We start from the raw sequence: 20,445 nt of genomic DNA, 5'->3' as shown, positions 1-20,445 counted from the left end.
ATGAGTGCGGTTGCAGTGCATAATTTGGTGAAGCAATATAAGAGCGGCAAAGCAATAATTGAAGCGGTGCAGGGCGTATCTTTTGATGTGGCGAGAGGCGAATTATTTGGCATTATTGGTCCGGATGGCGCCGGCAAAACATCTATCTTTCGTATGCTCACCACACTCTTATTGCCAGATAGCGGCGGTGCAACGGTGGATGGTTCGGACATAGTAAAAGATTACCAAGCTATTCGTCAAAAAGTAGGGTATATGCCCGGCAGATTTTCGTTGTACCAGGATTTAACAGTAGAAGAAAACCTGCATTTTTTTGCTACTATATTCAAGACATCGGTAACGGAAAATTATACGCTCATCAAAGATATTTATGTGCAGATAGAGCCATTCAAAACACGCAAGGCAGGCAAGTTGTCGGGCGGTATGAAGCAGAAGTTGGCCCTTTGTTGTGCGCTCATTCATAAACCCGTTGTTTTGTTTTTAGATGAGCCGACCACTGGCGTAGATGCAGTGTCACGAAAAGAGTTTTGGGATATGCTTCGCAATCTCCGGCAGCAGGGCATTACTATTCTTGTTTCAACCCCTTACATGGATGAAGCTTCGCTATGCGATAGGGTTGCTTTAATGCAAAAAGGAAAGATAATGACTACCGGCACACCCCAGCAAATCATTCAAAGTTTTAATCACAACATTCTTGCAGTAAAAGCGCAAAATATGTACGGTTTATTGCAGGTTTTAAAACAATGGAATGCAATAGAAGATGCGTATTCTTTTGGCGAATATCATCATGTAATAATGAAGGAGAGGTATGATAAAAAGGTAATGCGGCAATACCTCGCTTCAACAGGTTATGCTGATGCCGATATACATGCTGTAACGCCTACGATTGAAGATTGTTTTATGCAATTAATGCAACACAAACATGACTGAGCAGCCAATTATATATACGGAGCATCTTACCAAGCGCTTTGGTGATTTTACGGCAGTAGATGCCATTTCTTTTGAGGTGCAGAAAGGAGAAATTTTTGGTTTTCTGGGTGCTAATGGCGCAGGTAAAACAACCGCTATGCGCATGTTGTGCGGACTTTCTTTGCCTACATCCGGCAAAGCAACCATTGCTGGTTTTGATGTGTATAAACAAACCGAAAAAATTAAGCAAAATATTGGTTATATGAGCCAGAAGTTTTCGTTGTATGAAGATTTAACCATCAAAGAAAATATCCGGTTTTATGCAGGTATTTATGGCAAAAGCGATGCATTTATAAAAGATAAAACAGCACAATTGCTACAGCAGTTAAACCTCGAAGCGGAAGGTGATAAACTCGTAGGTTCTTTACCATTAGGCTTGAAGCAAAAGCTGGCTTTTTCCGTTGCTGTCTTCCATGAGCCGCAGATTGTGTTTTTGGATGAGCCAACCGGCGGTGTGGACCCGGTAACGCGCCGTGAATTTTGGAATATGATTTACGAAGCGGCCACCGCCGGCATCACCATATTTGTAACCACGCATTACATGGATGAGGCCGAGTATTGCAATCGCATTTCTATTATGGTAGATGGGAAAATAGAAGCATTAGATACGCCCGCCGGATTGAAAGAGACATATAATGCTGCAACGATGGATGACGTGTTTTTGCAGTTAGCGAGAAAGGCAACGCGAAGTGATGCGTAGCACACGGATAACACGGATGTTACCAATACAGATTTGAATGGAGTTAGTTGAACATGGATTTGTCTAATCTAATTGTACGAATTAGTTTGGAATAGGAATAAAAAGAAGTTTATTAAGTAAACGAATCAGTCTTATCAGTAATCAATCAGTTACATCCTTATCAAAAAATTACTGCTATGAATCAATTTTTAGCATTTGTAAAAAAAGAATTCTATCACATTTTTCGCGATAGAAGAACGCTTTTTATTTTGTTGGGAATGCCGCTGGTGCAAATCATCATTTTTGGATTTGCACTCACCAACGAAGTAAAGAATGCAAATTTTGTAGTGCTGGATAATGCCAGAGATGCAGCCTCTCAACAATTGATTGCACAAATAAATGCCAGCCGTTATTTCGATTTCGAGAAAAATATTTACAGCAATAAAGATCTGGAGGGGGTGTTTCAAAAGGGTGAAGCTAAAATTGCCATTGTTTTTCCACCCGCATTTGCCTCCGATTTGCAGCATTTAAATAAAGCGCAGGTACAAATTATTGCCGATGCCACCGATCCTAATACGGCTACTACACTTACAGCTTATGCTGCGGCTATTATCATGGATTATCAAAAAGAGATTACGCAAAATGCACTGTTGCCTTATACAATAGACATACAACAACGTATGCTGTACAATCCTCAATTGAAAGGTGCTTACAGCTTTGTGCCGGGCGTAATGGCAATGGTACTTATGCTGGTTTGTACGATGATGACAGCTATAACCATTGTACGCGAAAAGGAAGCCGGTACGATGGAAGTAATGCTGGTCTCGCCGGTGCGACCACTCAAAATTATTGTTGCTAAAGCCGTGCCTTACCTGCTGTTATCCATCATCAATATTATCAGTATTTTGCTATTAAGTGTGTATGTATTGAATGTGCCGATAAACGGAAGCATCCTGTTATTAATGAGCGAAGGCATCTTATTTATTATCACCTGTTTATCCTTTGGCTTATTAATTTCCAATGTTACAGATTCCCAGCAAACGGCTATGTTCATTGCATTGATTGGTATGTTTTTACCAACGGTTATGCTCAGCGGTTTTATGTTCCCAATAGAAAATATGCCGTTACCCTTGCGCCTGATTTCCAACATCGTACCGGCAAGATGGTTCTATAGCATTGTAAAATCAATCATGATTAAAGGTTTGGGCATTCAATTTATCTGGAAAGAGACATTGATACTTGCGGGCATGACGTTGTTGTTGTTAGCATTAAGTATTAAAAACTTTAAAATCAGGCTGGCATGAGAACCTTGCGTTTTTTATTGCAAAAAGAATTTAAACAGGTGTTTCGAGATCCTGCTATTTTACGCATCATTTTTATGATGCCTATTATTCAATTGCTGGTATTGCCGTGGGCGGCTGATTATGAAGTAAAAAATATTAAGCTCGCCATTGTTGACCACGACCATAGTGATTATTCAAGACAATTCATCTCCAAAGTCACTGCTTCCGGCTATTTCCAATTAGACCAATACACCACATCTTACAACAAAGCTGTGGAAGAAGTAGAGAAAGAAAATGCTGATATAGTGGTAGAAATTCCGGTACATTTTGAGAAGGATTTGGTAAAAGAAAGTAAAGCACCGTTGTTTATGGCGGTGAATGCTATTAACGGGGTAAAAGCTGTGTTGGGCGCCTCGTACCTGCAAAGCATTGTGCAGGATTACAATAACGAAATACGCCAGCAATGGATGCAACTGCCGCGCTTTAGTCCGCAAACAACTATTGAAATTACTTCTTCCAACTGGTTCAATCCATTAATGGATTATAAACTGTTTATGGTACCCGGCATACTGGTGTTGCTGGTAACAATGGTTGGTTCCTTTTTAGCAGCATTAAACATTGTAAAAGAAAAAGAAGTTGGCACCATTGAACAAATAAATGTAACGCCCATTAAAAAGTACCAGTTTATTTTAGGAAAGCTCATTCCGTTTTGGGTATTGGGCTTGCTCATTCTCACCATTGGTTTAGCCATTTCACTTATTGTGTATGGCATCCATCCTGCAGGCAGTTTCCTTACCATATACGCCTTTGCAGCCGTGTATTTACTGGTGGTATTAGGGTTAGGATTACTCATCTCTACTTACTGCAATACACAGCAACAGGCAATGCTTATTTCTTTCTTTTTAATGATGATTTTTATTCTCCTTGGCGGCTTATATACGCCTATCGAAAGTATGCCGCAATGGGCACAATGGATTGCCAAATTCAACCCGGTATCTTATTTTATTGAAGTAATGCGGCGGGTAGTTCTGAAAGGTAGTTCACTGGCTGATATTGCACCGCAAATTGGTATTATTTTGTTGTTTGCGTTTGTTTTAAATGGCTGGGCAACATGGAACTATCGTAAAAGAAGCTGATGCGCTTGGTGATTAATTACAGCAATCTCATTGTTTTCCTGCGGAACGGAATTGCACCCTTTGTTTTTGTCTCGTTAATTCTTTTTTTGTAAATACTGATATGACTTAGTTTTGGAAAATACCATTCCATTAGCAGGCGTAAAAAGAAAAGATGAAGTTTTTTATTTTTACGCCTGACCTATAAAATTTTAGAATTAATCTTTGCACATGTACAAATTAAAAATTATTAATTCCACTGTAAGGCCCGGCAGAAAAGGGCCACTGGTAACGGATTGGATTGCTGGCATTGCCAAACAGCAGGGAAGTTTTGACGTAGAAGTGTTAGATCTTGCTACTATTAACCTGCCTTTTATGGATGAGCCAAACCATCCGGTGCTGAAAAAGTATGAACATGAACACACCAAACGGTGGAGTGCAAAAATTGATGAAGCAGATGCCTTTATTTTTGTGACGGCTGAATACGATTTTAATTACCCTGCTCCCTTGCGCAATGCGCTGGAATTTCTGTACCAGGAGTGGAGCTATAAGCCGGCAGGCATTGTGAGCTATGGTGGTGTTTCGGCTGGTACAAGAGCCGCTAATAGTCTGAAGGCAGATTTATCTACTTTTAAAGTCGTTCCGCTCTACGAAGCTGTCAATTTTCCTTTTTTCACTAAGAATATCAATGACCAGGATGAATTTATAGTAAATGAAATATCTGAAAAAGCGGCTGCCGCTATGCTGAAAGAACTGGCAAGATGGGCAAAAGCATTAAAAGCTATGCGGGAAGATAAAGCGTAGCCATAAAATAGTTTTGCCTGGTTTACTATTGATGGAAAAGCAGCAGTAAAGCTGCACATTGGAAATGCTTTTACAAATTTCCTCTTTTTAATTCATTCACTGCAAAATGAGCGGCTCTTGCCGTTAATGCCATATACGTTAAAGATGGATTTTGGCAGGCAGTAGAAGCCATGCAAGCACCATCGGTTACAAATACATTTGGTGCATCCCAAAGCTGGTTGTTGCCATTGAGTACCGATGTTTTCGGGTCTTTGCCCATGCGCGCGGTACCCATTTCGTGTATGCCCAGGCCGGGTGCTTCTTCATCGTCGTATGCATATATGTTTTTAAAGCCTGCTCTTTCCAGCATTTCTGCACTGGTTGTGAGTATATCCTTCAACATACTCAACTCATTGTTGCGGAACCGGCAATCTATTTCCAGCAGTGGTATGCCCCAGTCGTCTTTTTTCGTTTTGCTTAGCGATACTTTATTGTTGTAATCGGGCAAACATTCACCCATACCGGTCATCCATACACTCCATGCGCCTGGCTCGGTCAGGCTTTCCTTGTAAGCAGTGCCAATCGTTTCTTTTGTTTCAACACCCCGGTTTCTGCTGCCGCCTGCGGCAAAAGCATAACCGCGAATAAAATCTTTCTGCACATCATTACCTACATTGCGAAAACGCGGAATATAAATACCTGCCGGTCGTCTGCCGTAATAATAAGTATCCTGCAATCCTTCATACGTGCCACCTGCGTGTCCGCGATAATTGTGATCCATCAGGTAATGCCCAAGCACTTCATTGTTACCTAGGCCGTTGGGGAAAGAAGGAGAAGCAGAATTGAGTAAAACCAGTGTGGAATTAAGCGTACCGGCATTTAAGAAAATGATCTTTGCATAATACTCCGTTGCTTCTTTTGTATTGGCATCAATTACCCTTACGCCCCTTACCCTTTTTTGCTGTTCATCGTAAATGAGCGAATGCACTACAGAAAAAGGCCGCAGCGTCATATTTCCTGTGGCATTTGCTGCCGGCAACGTAGCGGATACACTGCTGAAGTATCCGGCATACGGACAGCCTCTTGCACAACGATCCCGGTACTGGCAAGGTCCTCTGCTGTTTAAACTTTTGGTAAGATTGGCCGTTCTTGAAATAATCACATGCCTGCCGGGGAAAGCAGTTTCCACACTGTTTTTTAAATGCTTTTCTACGCTGTTCATTTCCATTGGCGGCTGAAACTCTCCATCGGGCAAATGTGCAATGCCATCGCGGTTACCACAGATACCTACAAATTTTTCCACATAGCTGTACCAGGATGCAATGTCCTTGTAGCGGATGGGCCAATCTACTCCAATACCTTGCTTTGCGTTGGCTTCAAAATCAAGATCACTCCAGCGTTGTGTCCATCGTGCCCACATCAGCGATTTGCCGCCGGTTTGATAGCCACGTATCCATGCAAACGGGTGTTGTTGTATGTATGGATGTTCATTGTCTTTTACAAAAAAATGCTGTGTTGCCTCATCCACAGCATAACATTGACTGAGGACGGGATTGTCTTTTTTAAATGCCTCGGATAATGCACCATGATGCGGCAACTCCCACGGCGCCTTCATAGCCGTTGGATAATCTTTAATGTGCTCTACATGCCGCCCGCGTTCCAGCACCAATGTTTGTAACCCTTTTTCGCACAGCTCTTTAGCAGCCCAGCCCCCGGTCATGCCAGAGCCTATCACAATGGCATCGTATGTATGCTGTTGCACTCCTTTTACATTGAGGTTTGGAGTTGGTAGAGAATCATTGAAACCCATGATGATTGATGATGAATGTTATGAATATTGGTGAGTGATGAATTATGAACGGTGAATTGTGAATAGTGAGTTGTGAATAGTGAGTTGTGAGCGAAAGCAGTTTTCATAAACTAATTCAATTATGTCTTTTATTCACCATTCACAATTGACAATTCACAACATCACCACCCAAACACCTCCTTTACATACTGCCTGCTCATTTTCCAGTCTTCACGTACAGGATTAACCGGCGGTTTATCAAATGCGAGTTCTATAGCTGCTTTCCCGCTGTAATTTATAGCTTTTAATGCTTGTGCAATAGCCGGAAAATCAATAACGCCTTCACCTACTACTTCCGTCCATTTGCCGGTTGCATCCTGATCGCGGAGGTGCATATACACCATTTGATGTCCGTATGTTTTAATAAACCATACCGGATCAACGCCACCACGTACCAGCCAGTTTAAATCCGGACCCAATTTTATATCAGGAATGCGGGCTAACGTGCCTTTCAGGTCGTGCATTCCGTTTTCTACTTCAAACGTATGGTTGTGCAGGTTGGGAGCTATATTGTTTTTGGCACAAATCACCATTGCTTTTTTCAACAAATCTGCCTGCGCATCCAGTTCCGCTTCTGTCTTTATGTGTTTCGCATCGCCCACCGTAATGCCCAGCATTGTTCCGCCTATGGCGTGCAGGCGTGCCGTTACCAATTCTAAATCATCCAAAATTCTCTCATGCTCGTTTTTATTCCACATATCGCCATAGTAAGAAGCACCGGAAACCGGCAGCGAATATTGTTGAATAAGCTGGTTAAATCTATCCACTGCATCATTGTGCCGGAGGTGTATTTCCATTACTTCTATGCCCTGCATGCCTGCATATTTCAGGTCGCTAAATACTTCGTTCATGATAGGCGTACAATCCCAATCGGGCGGATAACGGCTGGCATACACCCACAGGTGCGCATACACCGGAACAACAGCATTTTTAACTCCTGCGGCAAAGGTGTTTTTATTAAATAATCCATGCAACAGCAAAGCACCCGGTAATGCAGCCGTGTGTTGTATAAAACGCCGGCGGGAGTAGTTATTTTGTTTCATTTACTATGGTCTTAACACAAGCTAAGCAGCTTATGGCAAGCTTTAATGTTTAACTGTAAAAAGGACAAGCATTGAATAAGTAAATATGCAGTATTTTTTTGTATTAATATATTACTTTGGCTATTGATTTAGTAAACAGGAAACAAACTTCAATACTTAAATTATAAGAACAGTTTTTTGAGCGTACCGCATACAGCACATTTATTAGCAGAAAGGGGAAAGTCTGCGATTTTCATATATAATGGATGAAAGGAGGCGAACTGGATCAGGAGCGTTTGAATGATGTTACCCTCTTTTTATTACTCTCAACTGATGTGTTCTCAAGCCGGTATTTCTATTTATAATACCGTAGCTATCCATCGTGTCCACCCTTACATTGCCCGAGGCATGGATGATTTCTTCACTATTCAATAAAATACCTACGTGCACAATCCGACCTTCCGCATTATCAAAGAAAGCCAGATCGCCGCATTGTACTTCCTGCAAAAAACCAATGCTCCCGCCCTGTGCTGCCTGTTGGTATGTATCGCGCAGCAAGTGCTTGCCAAAGAGCTTAAACACCTGTTGTACAAAGCCGCTGCAATCAATACCAAACGAGCTTTTGCCGCCCCACAGGTAAGGCACATTCTCATATAGTAATGCAACCATTCTGATTACTTCTTCAGTATAAAAGGAAGCATCAAAGAGTACTGTTTCTTCATCAGTATATTCTACTTTGTACTTACCAAAAAACGTATTGCGGAACACCGGCGTAGCTAATGGCACATGCATCGGTGCATCATTCAGCGCTACTATGGTATTCCTTTTAAATGTATAACCCACAGGCACGGCTTTCGCTATCTCTTCATCTACTTCTGCCAACTGGCTCGTTTGCGCCCATGCTTCATAGCCGTCGTACAGGCATTTTACTTTAGTGAAATCTTTACCTGCTTCCAATACTTCGGCGCCCTCGCCAAAGAGCAACTGGCTCACCATTTCGCTACGGTGCGATGCCTCGCTGCGCAACGGGCACACAGCCACAATTGCCACTACATATTGCATACAAAAATTTGGGCAAAAGATATGGAATTTGTCGACTGTTGCATCTTACAGCAATAAATATTTACTTTACCAGCGTGAACAGTAGCAATGATGCACATATCAGCGATCAGGAATTGATGGAGCAGTTTTACAACACGCACGATAACCGCCTGCTTGGTACTTTATTGCAGCGCTATACCATGTTGCTGCTGGGTGTGTGTATGAAGTATTTGAAGAATGAAGAACTGGCAAAAGACTGCGTACAGCATATCTTTTTAAAAGCAATCAGCGAATTGCAAAAATACCAGGTAGCGCACATCAAAAGCTGGTTGTATAAGATTGCCTGCAACCATTGTCTTACATACCTGCGCGATAAGCACGAAAGCACCAGGGAACTGAGCGAAACAATAGCAGCAGAAGATGAGCTGTTTGCTAAAGCAGATAGCCTGAAAAAGGATGCAATGCTAACTTATATGGAAGAAGCTTTAGACCAATTGAACGCGGAACAAAAAACATGTGTAACTTTATTCTACCTGCAAAAGAAGTCGTACAGCGAAATAAGTGCGATTACCGGTTATAGTATGATGCAGGTAAAGAGCAGCATACAAAACGGCAAGCGAAAATTGAAACAGTTGATAGAAATGAAATTAGGACAACACAATGCCTGACGTGAACGACAACATATTACACAGCGGGGAGGAACTCAGCGATGAACAGCTCAAGAACTATCTCAAGGGCTACTTGTCGCGCGAGGATGCGCATGATATAGAAGAAAGGATGGTGGATGACTCCTTTGTAAACGATGCCATAGAAGGTTTACAACAGTTTTCTTCTAATAAAAAGCTGGATGATTATGTGCGTCAGCTCAACCAGCATTTGCACCAGCAAATGGCTGAACAAAAACAGCGCAGTTACAAACGCCGGCTGAAAGATATACCCTGGATTATACAGGCACTCATCATTGTACTCCTGCTATGCATGCTGGCGTATGTGGTAATTATGTTTGTGAAAGAGCATTAATAAATAGACATTTTCGATATTCATAGCCGGTTTGCAAACACCGCCGTTGCAGGAAGTTCCGCTTTATTACAAGTGAGGCAATCCGGAGTTGCGATATAATCAACCTTCCCTTTTGAATTGCAATTTCTTTTTATATGCGCTTTTGCTCATTTTTTATTAAGGTTTATATCCTCTTTTTAGTAGTTTTCTATGTTGCAAAGACATTGTTTCCCGTTCCCAAAAAACAAAAAAGCTGTTGAGTTGCTCAACAGCTTTTTTTACTAATAATGAGCATTATTTATTTATCCCCGTGCTTTTCATATCTTCAAAAAACTGCTTGGAGCAATCCGCATTCCATAGGTTATAACGCTTAAACTGGGTGGGCAACCGTTTTGCGAAATCATCCCAATTCTTGCTGGCTTTGCTGCTCCACAATACTTCACTCAATGCGCTCAGGCGCGGAAAAATCATGTACTCTACCTTTTGCTGATTCGTCATGTATTCCGTCCACACATTCGCCTGTGCGCCCAGGATGTAACTGCTGTCGCTGTTTTGCAGTTCTGTGGGTATGGGCTCGTAGTTGTACACGGTTTTTAGTGGCAAATAACCGCCTATTGTCAATGAATCTTCGGGTTTGCTTTGCGAATAATCAAAATAAACATAGGTAGTGGGCGTCATTATCACATTGTGCTTTTGCTGAGCAGCAGCAATGCCGCCTTTTTCGCCACGCCAGCTCATCACAGTAGCATTAGGTGCCAGTCCACCTTCCAGTATTTCATCCCAGCCAATCATTGTTTTTCCTTTACTGTTAATGTATTTTTCTATACGCTGTACAAAATAGCTTTGCAGTTCGTGTTCATCTTTCAGCCCCTTTTCTTTCATTAATTGCTGGCAAAAAGCACTGCGCTTCCAGTTCTCTTTCGGAGCTTCATCGCCACCAATGTGAATGTATTTGCCGGGGAATAGCGGAATCACTTCATCCAGCACGTTCTCCAAAAATTTAAACGTGTTTTCGCTGGGTACATATATATCATCATATACACCCCATGCCTGCTGTACCTGTTTGCCGGTACTGTCGCCCGCCCATGTTCCTTTTTTAGGGAAATACTTTACCGTAGGTTCATCAGGAAAACAACTTAGTTCGGGATAAGCCGCAATGGCAGCGCTGGCATGTCCCGGCATTTCTATTTCGGGCACTACGGTAATATATCTTTTAGCAGCATACGCAACTATTTCTTTTACCTGGTCCTGAGTATAAAAGCCGCCACTAATATTGTGGTCGTTGCCTACGCCGGGGTGATGCCCAATGATGGTGCCATTACGAAAAGCACCTTTATCGGTAAGTAATGGATATCTCTTTATTTCAATGCGCCAGCCCTGGTCTTCGGTAAGATGCCAGTGGAAATAATTCATTTTGTGCAGGGTAATAAAATCAATGTATTTTTTTACAAACGATACCGGAAAGAAATGCCTGCCACAATCGAGCATTAACCCGCGATATTGAAAGCGTGGCTTGTCGTGAATGCTTACATACGGTATTGCCAGTGATGTGCTTTTTTCTACCGGTAATAGTTGTATTAGGGATTGTATGCCGTAAAAAGTACCGGCAGCGTTTTGCCCTCTTACATTTACGCCATTACTGTTGATGTCCATATCATAAGCACCTTCTACCGTAGCACGGATAGGCGTTATTACCGTTAAGTTAATAGCATTGGTAGCAGTTTTCTTATCCGTTGTTTTCAGGGTAAAACCATACACTTCTTTTAAGTAATCATTCAAAAAATCAGCACTGTTTTTTGTAACGCCATTTGCCACAATTATAGTAGCTGGTGTAATGGCGAATGTACCGCCGTTGGAAGGTATGGTTACCGATTCTGGTTGTGGAATAATATTTACCTGCGCCATGCAAACATTCGTGACTAAGAAAGAAAGTAAATAGAGAACTTTTTTTAGCATAATGAGGATATTATTTATTATAAATTGAAACAGATTGGGTTGAAGATATAATCAGTAAGTTGTTAATGCTTTAATCATGGTATCGGCTTTCACGTTCATACTGTCGGCATAACGGTAATGATATAAAGCACTCACCCATTCGCCATATACCGGATTGGGCAATACTATAAAACGATTGCCAAAACCGGCTGCATGTTGATGCACCAGCGAATCTCTGATTTCAGTTGATTGTTTATCAAACACACCTGTAAAGTCGCCTAGGTTATCGCCAAAATAAAGTACCACATTGTAGTTGGCTGTTACCGATGCGCGGCGTTCATCTTTGTTGGAAGTAGTAGTTTTAAGCAGTACATGTGCAGCATCGGCGTAGGGCATATTATACTTCTGCAGGTTGGCAATAGTTTGCGTAAGTTCCTGCGTCAGGCGATTGCTAATGTAAAATACTGCTACATTTTTGCTTGCTGCATATTTAAAAAAAGCAGGTGCGCCGGGTACCGTATCTGCTTCTACTCTTTTACTCCATGCTATCCACGAGCTATCGGAGTACGTTTTACCAAGTAAAGCATCGTGCACGGCGTTGGGGCTGTTGTCGAGTATCGTTTCGTCAATGTCTGTTATAACAGCAATGGGCTTATTACTTTGTTGTTGCAGATAAGCATCCAGCTTTTCGCGTGCAATATTGTAAGCCTGAATGGTGAGTGCTTTGTATTCGGCTGCTTTTTGCTGGTATAGTGTACCCCACAGCGGGCCATACGTTAACAGCAGGCGGTTATCTGGTACATTCATCTTTGCCGTTTGCACTTTGTTGGCAGCACAGCCTGCCAGTAATTGCACTACAGCAAAAGCCATCATTATTACTATTGCTTTTTTCATATGAGTGAAGACTAAACAATTATCAAATTAAAACTTTTAATAGCTGGCAGCAAAGAGGAAGGTAAATATAGATAAACAATTGGTAGCCGTAAGCGGAAAGGAAAAACATTGAGCCGCAGAGACACAGATATACAAAGATGTACAATGTATTTTATTCATTTTCTTTATGCCTTTCTGTCTTTGTGGCTTAAACCAAAATTTAGCTTTCCCACTTCAAAAAAACAATTTTTCTTTGTATTCCTGATGTCTCTTTTCATTACCTCGTTAAACTCCGGCAGCAATGGCAACTGTTACTACATTGGTAACGGCGAGGAAGCGGTATTGATTGATGCAGGCATCTCGTGCCGCGAAACAGAAAAGCGCATGACGCGCCTGGGCCTCCCGATAAGTACAGTGAAAGCGATCTTCATCTCGCACGAACATACCGACCATATCTCGGGCGTTGCCACATTAGCAAAGAAGTATCAGCTACCTGTGTATATTACTACCGGCACGCATTTTTACAGTGGCATTCAAATTGAAGCTTCGCTCATCAAACCACTACTTCCTTACGTGCCGGTAGTTATTGGCGAATTAACTATTACTGCTTTTCCTAAATTGCACGATGCTGCCGAGCCGCATAGTTTTGTAGTGCACAATAGCAAAGTGAAGGTGGGCGTGTTGACTGATATTGGTAAGCCCTGCGAACATGTTATCCGCAATTTTAAAGAATGTCATGCTGCTTTTTTAGAAGCCAATTACGATGAAGTGATGCTGGAACAAGGCAGCTATCCGCAGCATTTAAAGAACAGAATCCGTGGTGGTAAAGGTCATCTTTCCAATGCACAGGCGCTTTTGCTTTTCAGAATGCACAAAGCACCTTATATGAGCCATTTACTGCTGTCGCATTTATCTAAAAACAATAATCATCCGCAGTTGGTAGAAGATTTATTTAAGCAATATGCAGGTAATACTACTATTGCCGTTGCCGGGCGCTACAAAGAAACGCCGGTATATTATGTTAGCAGTCATACCAGCATTATTGCCCGTCCAGCCGTTAAGATTGTAAAGCCAAAGCCCGAACAGCTATCGCTGTTTTAAGTAAAAGTGAGTGCTGTGTAAATGAATATTTGAATGCTAAGTTGGGAAGCGGAAAGTGAAAGTGCTATCGTCATTGCGAACGGAGTGAAGCAATGACGGGCTCGTTGCTCTTAATGATAAGCAAGCAAAGCCGTTATTCTACTCATTTCTGAAAAAAGAAAACACCGTAGTACCGTAGTTGCGCCGGAATTGAAAGCCCTCATAGGCTTCATAATTATTGCGCGGTGTATGTTCCAATACAAAATAGCCTTTGGGCGCAATCAATTTTTTGCCAACTATTATTTTTGGCAATTCATCAATAGTAGTTAGCGCATATGGCGGGCCGGCGAAAATGAAATCGAACTGTTCGCCGCAGCCATTCAAAAAGTGAAATACATCCATTTGCAACACCTTGCAGCTTTCAATGTGGAGCGCAGCAATATTCTTTTTGATGAACGCATACATCACATTATCCTTCTCCACAATTGTTAAGTCTGCCGCACCGCGCGAAGCCAGCTCATAACTAATGCTGCCGGTACCGCCAAACAGATCCAGCGTTTTAATGCCATCAAAACTGATGCGGTTTTGCAAAATGTTGAACAAACCTTCCTTTGCGATATCGGTAGTAGGGCGTGTATGTGGCATGTTGGCGGGCGGCGAAATGCGCCTTCCGCCCAATGCGCCCGAAATGATGCGCATAGTGTTAGCTATTTATAAAAGGTAGTAAAATAATGTGCCGGATATTCATCTTTCAGCATTCCCTTTTCTGCCGGTTGCAGTAAGGGAATATATTGGTACAACTCTTTGTATAAGGCAGAATTCATATCTATGAAACCACTTACCAATACTACTGTCTCATTCAGCGGCAGGTTAAGCTGCTGCATCGTATATAATATATAATACAGACAATCTTGCGACGATTGATAGGCAATGCTGGTAGCTAATTGCAGCGCATTATCTTTTACTGCCAGTAATAAGAAATGATGATGATAAAAAATAGTGTGTAATGCAGTAACGGCATTGCCGCTCAACTCCTTAGAAAGCTGGCAGATTTTGTGCGAAGCCGTTGCTTTAGGAAAATGATGCTGTACCAGGCGCAACGCATCTTCCTTTACCGGATATGCCACCGTAATATCCCTCTGCGTACAGGACAAAGCTTTAGTAAACGGGCTTTTGTCCAGCATATTAATATAATCATCCAGTACTTCGGGCTTAAAAAGCGCATTGGGAACACAGGTAAAAGGTGTAGTTTCCCAAATTACTTCTGTTGCCGCAAACTCATTATTGAGTAATACGGAGTGTAGCTTGGCTACTTTATAAACCTTTTCAAAGTCCTCGTGCTCATCTGTAGTATGAAAAGTAAAATATTCAAATGCCTGCAGGCTTTGTTTATCGCCGGTACACCAGCAGGCAATGTGGTGATGCCCAATCTCAATGAACAGCGCATTGGTTTCATCGGGAGTAAAATATATACTAAAGAGTTTCTGAACCATAAGAATGCTAATATACAAATGCTGAAAATGCAAATATATTGTTCCCGCATCAGGGTACATTAATATATTTATGTACCTGCAGGCTCAGTTGCCATTTTGGATTAGCTTTGATGTATTCCACTATCAAAGGCGTTACTTCGGCAGCTTTAGACCATTCAGGTTGCAGGTAGAGGCGGCAGTTTTTACTTGTTTGCTGCGCAAAACGTTCTGCCCAGGCAAAATCGTGTTTATTATATACAATTATCTTTAGTTCATTTGCCAGTGGAATATTTTCGGGAAGTGGCGCTTTAAATTTCTTGGGCGAAAGGCAAATCCAGTCCCATTTTCCGCTGATTGGGCTGGAACCTGAAGTTTCTATATTGGTTTGAAAACCAGCCTGCCGGAGTTCAGCAGTCAATTCATCCAGGTTGTGGAGCAATGGCTCGCCACCCGTTACCACCGCAATTCTGCCGGGGTAAGCAGCAGCACCCGCAATAATTTCTTCAATCGCTACCTGCGGATGGGCGGCAGCATCCCAGCTTTCTTTTACATCGCACCAAAAACAACCCACATCGCAGCCGCCGAGGCGAATGAAATAGGCAGCCTGCCCCTGGTAAAAGCCTTCACCCTGCAAGGTATAAAAAGCTTCCATCACCGGAAGCGTTGTTCCTGTCAAGACCATTTTGCAAAAGTACAAAGCTTGCAACTATTACCGGCAGGATGAACAGGTGACCAGGAAAGATTTATAATCGTATTAAATAAAAAGCTGTTTACGTGAGCGTATATGGGTAAAGCATACCAGCACATTGCTGACTGTATTGTTCTGTTATATCTGGCGAAACCTGCCGAAAAGCGTTCCTAAATGGTATTTTGTCTGAAGTTCAGAAGTAAGCTTATCCTACCCTTTACGTAGGCTTTGCCTACACTTTACCATGAACTATGTAACGTGCTAAAATAGTTACGCCCTGCAGTAATACAGTTACAAAAGAGCTGGAGCATAACTAATTCCATAAAATAAGTATAAAAGAACAGCTGCTATTAGCTAACGTACTTTTTATTAAAGTGCGCGTTCTGTTGTACTTCAAATTTCAAAAAATATTACTGCTGCCGCGTGCGGTATGCCTGCAAGGTGTTTTTTAGCAAGCCTGCAATTGTCATTAACCCCACGCCGCCGGGCACGGGTGTAATAAAGGAAGTTTTGGGTGCTACTCCATTAAAAGCCACATCGCCTTTAATCACATAACCCCTTTTAGCGGTACTATCTGGTACGCGGGTAATACCAACATCAATTACAACGGCACCTTCTTTTACCATATCAGCGGTTACAAATTCCGGTTTGCCTAAAGCTGCAACCAATATGTCGGCTCTTTGGCAAAGTTCCTTTAGGTTTTGCGTATGGGAGTGGCAGAGCGTAACGGTACAATTGCCATGCGGGTGGTTGCTGCTGAGCAAGATACTCATTGGGCGGCCTACGATATTGCTGCGACCGATGACCACTGCATGTTTGCCCCTGGTAGGTATATTATAATGCTCCAGCAAGAGCATAATGCCATACGGCGTGGCCGAGATAAAAGTGGGTAAACCCAATACCAGCTTGCCGGCGCTGATAGGGTGAAAACCATCCACATCTTTCAAAGGGTTTACGCTCTCCGTTACTTTTTGCTCACTAATGTGTTTAGGGAGCGGCAGCTGAACGAGAATGCCATCCACTGCGTCGTCGTTGTTTAGCTTTTCTATTTCCTGCAGCAAAGTTGCTTCGCTACTGTCTTCTCCGAGGCGGATGAGGGTAGAGGCAAAGCCTATTTCTGTACAGTTTTTTACTTTGCTGGCAACATAGGTTTCGCTGGCACCATTATTCCCCACCAGTATAGCAGCCAGATGCGGTGCGCGTTTGCCAGCGGCAATTATTTCATCTACTTCCTTTTTCAATGTATCCTTTGTGTGCTGGGCAGCCAGCTTTCCATCCAGTATTTGCATGATGCAAAGATATTCAGCGTTTGCAGATTGATTTTGAATAAAATGGTAGTAAAGAATAATTTTTTTATGTATTTGTGCAGCATTATTAGTTAACAGTGTGTCAAATTGAAAACTATATGGGGCTTTAACGTTTTATTGTTTATTCCCCTACTTTTACCGCAGTTAATTAAAATTTATTATGCACATGAGAAAATTTCTAACACTGTTAGCAGTGTTGATGCTTGGCTTCCTGATAGCCAATGCGCAATCACGAACCATTACCGGACAGGTGGTGGATAATGCAGGGAAACCCGTGGAAGGAGCCTCCGTTATTGTGAAAGGTACCACAAGGGGCACTACAACAGTATCAGACGGTACATTTTCTATTACAGCCAATACAGGCGATGTACTTGTAATCTCAACTATTAATGCAGGAAGTGCCGAAGTAACAGTAGGTAATGAAAATACTGTTTCGGTAACGTTGAATGCAACAGCTAATAATCTATCCGAAGTAGTTGTAACTACTGCTTTAGGTGTACAAAGGCAGGCTAAGGAATTAGGCTATGCAACTACTACTATTACAAACAAAGAATTGACCACGGCAAAATCGGTAAACGTTCAACAGGCTTTGAATGGAAAGATTTCGGGGTTGAATATTTCTACTGTAAACAGTGGTGTATTTGAAAATGCGAAAATCAACATCAGAGGTATCCGGTCGTTAACAGGTAACAACCAGCCGATGCTGGTAGTAGATGGCGCGCCAACACCATTGGGTTTTCTTTCTTCTATACCGCCAGATGACGTAGCCAGCTTAACTGTATTGAAAAGTGCTGCTTCTGCTGCTATTTACGGACCAGATGCGGTGAATGGCGTAATTGTTATTACTACTAAGCGTGGTGGAAAAAGGGCTACCGTAACATTAAATTCTACTGTGCAGGCTACTAAGGTATCTTTCTTTCCAAAATTGCAGAAAGAATTTGGGCAAGGTGCAGGTGAAACCACAGACCAATACGGTAACTACCTTTATGTTCCTTATGAAAACCAGCAATATGGTCCTAGATTCGATGGGTCTATGCAACCATTAGGTGTGCCTTTGGAGGATGGTTCTATACAAATGGTTCCTTATGCTAATACGCACTACAAGGATAAAATTAAGTTCTTCAATACAGGTTTAACCTGGCAGAACTCTGTTTCCGTTTCAGGAGAAGATTTTTATGTAAGTATCCAGGATGCGAAAATAAAAGGATTGATTCCTGACGATGAAAACCGCCGTACGAGTCTCCGGTTTAACGGAGGTAAAAAGTATGGAAAATTTTCAGTTAACTATGGATTGAACTATGTTCTTCAAAATTATGATGTTGTAAATGAGGCGGGTTTTCAGAATACTTTTCCGGATGCTTATGATGGCGGTTTGTTTTTCTTAGTAATGCAAACTGCAAATAACGTTCCCTTACTGGACTACAAAGATTGGAGAAACAGCAAGTTTGCTCAATTTTCTAATTATTACAATGAGTATGCAGTAAGTCCTTATTGGCTTATTGGAAATATAAGGCAAAAAGGACGTGAGGATGACCTCATTGGTAATATTGATGTAAACTACCAGTTTTTTCCGTGGCTTAAGGCATCTGCAAGGGTAAGCTCTAACCTTGCGTTTACCAGTTTCAAAAACACAAATGCACCAGTGATCGTGTCTGACTGGGCGGCAGCTAACAGAAATGCAACCCAGTATTCCAATAGAAAGGGAATTGTGTTTGATGATGAGGCTTATACATCCCGGATTAATCTTGATTATTTCTTAAGTGGCGACCATGACATTACTAAAGCCTTCAATGTTAGATACCTTGTTGGTGGTACTGTCCGCCAGAATAAATCGAAGGATGTTGCTGTAGGCGGCAATAATCTGGTGGTACCTTATTTATATAATGTAGCTGTACGCAGCGGCGATGCAAGTGTGCCTACCGGTACCTTTAACTATGAAATAACTTCAAGATTGCTTTCAGCTTATGGAACAGTTGGATTCAACTATAAAGGATGGGCCAATTTGGAACTTACCGGCAGAAACGATTGGGATAGCAGGCTGCTAAAAGAAAACCGTTCGTTCTTTTATCCGGCTGCCAATGTATCTTTTGTGCTTTCTGATGCTATTAGCGCGCTTCAAAACAGCAATACTATTTCTTACTTAAAAGTAAGAGGTGCCATTTCTAAATCAGGTAATGTAAACTTAAATCCTTATTCGCTTCAGGCTACTTATGCTCAACCTGCAGGATTTCCATACGGCAATACTGTTGGATTTAGTGCCAATGGAACTATACCTGCTGCAAACCTGAAGCCTGAGTTTGTGAATACAAAAGAAGTTGGCGTAGAATTAGGATTTATGAAGAACAAAATCAATGTGAATGCTACCTATTTCTATCAGAACAACACTAACCAGATTTTGCTGATTTCGCAATCTTCCACTACTGGTTATCCAAATGCGCTTGCCAATGCTGCTGACTTTAAGAACTATGGTGTTGAAATGGAACTGAACCTGACTCCGGTAGTTAATATAGGCAGAGGCAGAATAGATTTTAGAGCAAATGCTACCTATAATAATAATGAGGTAACACATACTCCCGGCGATTTACCAGTTGTGATTGGTGGAAGCTCCGGTTTCATTCAAAACTCTGTTAGCTCACCGACTGTTAATAATGTTGCAGCGGTAGGACGCCCAGCCTTTGTTTTCCAATTAACAGATTATGAAAGAGACCCTGCAACAGGAAAAGTAATTGTAGATCCGGTTACCGGTTATCCATCCCAGGCTTCAGCATTAGCTATCAGAGGAAGAACTTTGCCGCTTTGGATAGTAGGCCTTACGCCTTCTTTCTCTGTTGGTAACTTCTCTTTTACGATGACATGGGACTTTAAAGGTGGTCATAATTACTTCTCTGGCCTTGGTTCGGACGAGGATTTTGCAGGAATTTCTGCAAGAAGTGCTCAATATAACCGTCAGCGCTTTGTGTTCCCGAATTCTGTTTACTGGAATGGCAGCAAATATGTTCCGAATACTGATATTTTAGTTCAGGATGGTAACTATGGTTTTTGGTCTCAGGACAGAAATACCCAGATCGGTACCAACTACTATTCAAGTGCTGCTGCATGGAGATTAAGAGAAGTAAATATTTCTTATTCGCTGCCTAATAGTTGGATTGGAAATGGTAAGTTCTTCAAGAGTGTAACTGTAAGTGCCGTTGGTAAAAATCTGTTGCTCTTTGTCCCTAAGTCTAATCAATGGGGTGATCCTGAGTTCAACTATTCTACAACAGGTAATACTTTCGGTGTTGCCAGCTCATTCCAGGCTCCTGCATCAAGACTTTTTGGTGGCTCACTGACTGTTCAATTTTAATTAATTAAGTAAA

18 protein-coding genes are annotated in these 20,445 nt (G+C 41.9%); 9 read left to right on the top strand and 9 right to left on the bottom strand.

The genetic code is table 11. The annotated features are described in order from the left end of the window. The 5 genes from FC093_RS04750 (at window position 1) to FC093_RS04730 (ending at window position 4,844) form a co-directional block, all read left to right on the top strand. Entirely contained in the window at window positions 1–927 is a 927-nt protein-coding gene (locus FC093_RS04750; protein ID WP_137260592.1) for an ABC transporter ATP-binding protein, read from the top strand. Continuing rightward, complete coding sequence (locus tag FC093_RS04745; protein WP_137260591.1) at window positions 920–1,666, top strand: ABC transporter ATP-binding protein; 747 nt, start codon at window positions 920–922, stop codon at window positions 1,664–1,666. The genes FC093_RS04750 and FC093_RS04745 overlap by 8 nt, the downstream gene beginning before the upstream one ends. A 176-nt stretch (window positions 1,667–1,842) precedes the next feature. Next, on the top strand, window positions 1,843–2,949 hold the full coding sequence (locus FC093_RS04740) for an ABC transporter permease (RefSeq protein ID WP_137260590.1): 1,107 nt from the start codon (window positions 1,843–1,845) through the stop codon (window positions 2,947–2,949). Next, window positions 2,946–4,064: an ABC transporter permease gene (locus FC093_RS04735; RefSeq protein WP_137260589.1), complete on the top strand. Its 1,119-nt coding sequence runs from the start codon at window positions 2,946–2,948 to the stop codon at window positions 4,062–4,064. The genes FC093_RS04740 and FC093_RS04735 overlap by 4 nt, the downstream gene beginning before the upstream one ends. A gap of 207 nt (window positions 4,065–4,271) precedes the next feature. After that, window positions 4,272–4,844: an NADPH-dependent FMN reductase gene (locus tag FC093_RS04730; RefSeq protein WP_137260588.1), complete on the top strand. Its 573-nt coding sequence runs from the start codon at window positions 4,272–4,274 to the stop codon at window positions 4,842–4,844. 70 nt (window positions 4,845–4,914) lie between these two features. Here the strand turns inward: FC093_RS04730 and FC093_RS04725 are convergent, their stop codons facing one another. From FC093_RS04725 to FC093_RS04715, 3 genes are all read right to left on the bottom strand, one after another. Then, a complete protein-coding gene (locus FC093_RS04725; RefSeq protein ID WP_206106503.1) occupies window positions 4,915–6,633 on the bottom strand; it encodes a GMC oxidoreductase in 1,719 nt (572 codons plus the stop codon). A 161-nt stretch (window positions 6,634–6,794) separates the two neighbouring features. Next, window positions 6,795–7,715 carry a sugar phosphate isomerase/epimerase family protein gene (locus FC093_RS04720; RefSeq protein ID WP_137260587.1) on the bottom strand — a complete coding sequence of 307 codons (921 nt, stop codon included), beginning with the start codon at window positions 7,713–7,715 and terminating at the stop codon, window positions 6,795–6,797. Between the two features lie 285 nt (window positions 7,716–8,000). Further along, the gene (locus tag FC093_RS04715; protein ID WP_137260586.1) at window positions 8,001–8,756 is read right to left on the bottom strand and encodes a C40 family peptidase; all 756 of its coding nucleotides are present in this window, start codon (window positions 8,754–8,756) and stop codon (window positions 8,001–8,003) included. Window positions 8,757–8,830: 74 nt separating this feature from the next. Between FC093_RS04715 and FC093_RS04710 the strand changes: the two genes are divergently transcribed. After that, entirely contained in the window at window positions 8,831–9,403 is a 573-nt protein-coding gene (locus tag FC093_RS04710) for an RNA polymerase sigma factor (protein WP_240743185.1), read from the top strand. Window position 9,404: 1 nt separating this feature from the next. Beyond that, the gene (locus FC093_RS04705) at window positions 9,405–9,755 is read left to right on the top strand and encodes a hypothetical protein (RefSeq protein WP_137260585.1); all 351 of its coding nucleotides are present in this window, start codon (window positions 9,405–9,407) and stop codon (window positions 9,753–9,755) included. Between the two features lie 273 nt (window positions 9,756–10,028). Here the strand turns inward: FC093_RS04705 and FC093_RS04700 are convergent, their stop codons facing one another. Together FC093_RS04700 and FC093_RS04695 are read right to left on the bottom strand one after the other, a co-directional pair. Next, window positions 10,029–11,690, bottom strand: a complete 1,662-nt coding sequence (locus FC093_RS04700) for a beta-N-acetylhexosaminidase (protein ID WP_137260584.1) — start codon at window positions 11,688–11,690, stop codon at window positions 10,029–10,031. A gap of 51 nt (window positions 11,691–11,741) precedes the next feature. Next, window positions 11,742–12,563 carry a 5'-nucleotidase, lipoprotein e(P4) family gene (locus tag FC093_RS04695; RefSeq protein ID WP_137260583.1) on the bottom strand — a complete coding sequence of 274 codons (822 nt, stop codon included), beginning with the start codon at window positions 12,561–12,563 and terminating at the stop codon, window positions 11,742–11,744. A gap of 243 nt (window positions 12,564–12,806) precedes the next feature. On the opposite strand from FC093_RS04695, the gene FC093_RS04690 reads away from it, so the two are divergent. Continuing rightward, a complete protein-coding gene (locus tag FC093_RS04690; RefSeq protein ID WP_137260582.1) occupies window positions 12,807–13,643 on the top strand; it encodes an MBL fold metallo-hydrolase in 837 nt (278 codons plus the stop codon). Window positions 13,644–13,781: 138 nt separating this feature from the next. On the opposite strand, the gene FC093_RS04685 is transcribed toward FC093_RS04690, so the two are convergent. From FC093_RS04685 to FC093_RS04670, 4 genes are all read right to left on the bottom strand, one after another. After that, a complete protein-coding gene (locus FC093_RS04685) occupies window positions 13,782–14,321 on the bottom strand; it encodes an RsmD family RNA methyltransferase (protein WP_137260581.1) in 540 nt (179 codons plus the stop codon). 8 nt (window positions 14,322–14,329) lie between these two features. Beyond that, window positions 14,330–15,115, bottom strand: a complete 786-nt coding sequence (locus FC093_RS04680; protein WP_170970994.1) for a DUF3822 family protein — start codon at window positions 15,113–15,115, stop codon at window positions 14,330–14,332. Window positions 15,116–15,164: 49 nt separating this feature from the next. After that, window positions 15,165–15,770 (bottom strand): 7-carboxy-7-deazaguanine synthase QueE, encoded by a 606-nt coding sequence (locus tag FC093_RS04675; protein WP_240743184.1) that lies wholly within the window; start codon window positions 15,768–15,770, stop codon window positions 15,165–15,167. A gap of 422 nt (window positions 15,771–16,192) precedes the next feature. Next, the gene (locus FC093_RS04670) at window positions 16,193–17,071 is read right to left on the bottom strand and encodes a bifunctional 5,10-methylenetetrahydrofolate dehydrogenase/5,10-methenyltetrahydrofolate cyclohydrolase (RefSeq protein ID WP_137260579.1); all 879 of its coding nucleotides are present in this window, start codon (window positions 17,069–17,071) and stop codon (window positions 16,193–16,195) included. Between the two features lie 184 nt (window positions 17,072–17,255). Here FC093_RS04670 and FC093_RS04665 point away from each other — a divergent pair, with 184 nt between their 5' ends. After that, window positions 17,256–20,432, top strand: a complete 3,177-nt coding sequence (locus tag FC093_RS04665; RefSeq protein ID WP_137260578.1) for a SusC/RagA family TonB-linked outer membrane protein — start codon at window positions 17,256–17,258, stop codon at window positions 20,430–20,432. Window positions 20,433–20,445 lie beyond the last annotated feature (13 nt).

The organism is Ilyomonas limi, from assembly GCF_005233845.1.
Classification (GTDB): Bacteria; Bacteroidota; Bacteroidia; order Chitinophagales; family Chitinophagaceae; genus Ilyomonas; species Ilyomonas limi.
This window is presented reverse-complemented; position numbering and strand designations above follow the sequence as displayed.